The sequence below is a fragment of the Brevundimonas sp. genome (genome assembly GCF_032107865.1).
In the GTDB taxonomy this organism is placed as follows: domain Bacteria; phylum Pseudomonadota; class Alphaproteobacteria; order Caulobacterales; family Caulobacteraceae; genus Brevundimonas.
In genome coordinates, this window is the sequence record NZ_DAMCNG010000356.1 from 1 (window position 1) to 1,581 (window position 1,581).

The window sequence follows — 1,581 nt, forward strand, 5'->3', positions numbered from 1 at the left end:
ACGTCGATCTCAGTCCCCGCCGCCAGCAGGACAGCGCGATGCATCGCATTTTCCAGCTCGCGCACGTTGCCGGGCCAGCGGTGGCCGACCAGGGCGCGCTTGGCCTCAGCGCCGATCGCGCGCGGCGGCACGCCGTTGGCGGCGGCGTATTTCTTGACGAAGTGATCGGCCAGCACCGCGATGTCACCGGGACGCTCGCGCAAGGACGGCAGGCGCAGGTTCACCACGTTCAGCCGGTACAGCAGGTCTTCGCGGAACACGCCCTCGGCCACGGCCTTGGCCAGGTCGCGGTTGGAGGTGGCGATGATGCGGATGTTGACGGGCACCGGCTTGGCGCCGCCGACGCGGTCGATCACCCGCTCCTGAATGGCGCGCAGCAGCTTGGCCTGCAGACGCGCGTCCATCTCGCTGATTTCGTCCAGCAGCAGGGTGCCGCCGTCGGCCTCCTCGAACTTGCCGATGCGGCGCGCGACAGCGCCCGTGAAGGCGCCCTTCTCATGACCGAACAGTTCGGATTCCAGCAGGTTGTCGGGAATGGCGGCGCAGTTAACGCTGATGAAGGCCTTGTCGGCGCGGCGCGAGTGGGTGTGCAGATAGCGCGCCATCACCTCCTTACCCACGCCGCTTTCGCCGGTGATCAGGATGGAGGCTTCCGAACGCGCCACCTGATCGGCCAGTTGAATGACATGCTTCATCGCCGGATCGGCCGAGATCATCGGCCGCTCGTCGTCGGCCACGGCCGAGAGGACGGCGGCGATCAGATCCGCCTCGGGCGGCAGGGGGATGAACTCCTTGGCCCCCGCGCGGATGGCGTCGGCCGCCTCGCGCGCGTCGGCGTCGACGCCGCAGGCCACGACCGGCACATGGATGCGCTCGGCGTCGTTGGCGGCGATCAGGGCGGCGATGTCGATGCGATAATCCACCATCAGCAGGTCGGCGCCCTGCCCCCGGCGCAGTTGCTCGGTCGCCTGATCGGCGCGCTCGACGTGCTGGACCTTGGCGCCGTGCGCCATGGCCATCTTCACCGCCGTCGCCAGCTGGCCGCTTAAACGACCCACCACCAGAAGACGCATCGCCCTACTCCTTCAAAATCCTGTCCGTGACGGGGCGGCCGATCAGGCGCCCTTGTCCTCGGTCTTGATGATTTCCGTCATGGTCACGCCCAGCCGGTCCTCGACGACGACGACCTCGCCGCGCGCCACCAGGCGGTTGTTGACGAAGATGTCGATCGCCTCGCCGACCTTGCGGTCCAGTTCCAGCACCGAGCCCTTGTTCAGCTTCAGAAGCTGGGCGACCGACATATGCGCCTTGCCCAGCACGGCCGAGATGTTGACCGGCACGTCGAAGACCGGCGCCAGATCGACGGCGGACTTCTCGCCGCCGTCGTCCGCCAGATTCAGGGCGGTGGACTCGCCGAATTCCTCAAGCGAAAGATCGTCGGTGGCCATCAGAAGCCCCTTCTGTCATGAGCGCCGCCCTCAAGAGGCGGCTCGGCGTGGCCGGCTTCGGCGGCCAGGGCGGCGTTGAGCGCGGCGGCCACACGGGCCTCGGCTTCGGCCGGATCGAATTCAGCGCGACCGT

At 67.9% G+C, this 1,581-nt stretch carries 2 protein-coding genes; both read right to left on the reverse strand.

Annotated elements, in window-relative coordinates; genetic code table 11:
• A partial coding sequence (locus RT567_RS16620) for a sigma-54 dependent transcriptional regulator (RefSeq protein WP_313577298.1) occupies positions 1 to 1,073 on the reverse strand: 1,073 nt, incomplete at its 3' end.
• A gap of 42 nt (positions 1,074 to 1,115) precedes the next feature.
• Positions 1,116 to 1,448, reverse strand: coding sequence for a flagellar motor switch protein FliN (gene fliN / locus RT567_RS16625; protein ID WP_004370801.1), 333 nt, complete (start codon positions 1,446 to 1,448; stop codon positions 1,116 to 1,118).
• Positions 1,449 to 1,581: the final 133 nt, after the last annotated feature.

Bases quoted from the DNA above. Each gene is read 5' to 3' on its own strand.
- fliN (WP_004370801.1), bottom strand. From the start codon at position 1,448: ATGGCCACCGACGATCTTTCGCTTGAGGAATTCGGCGAGTCCACCGCC.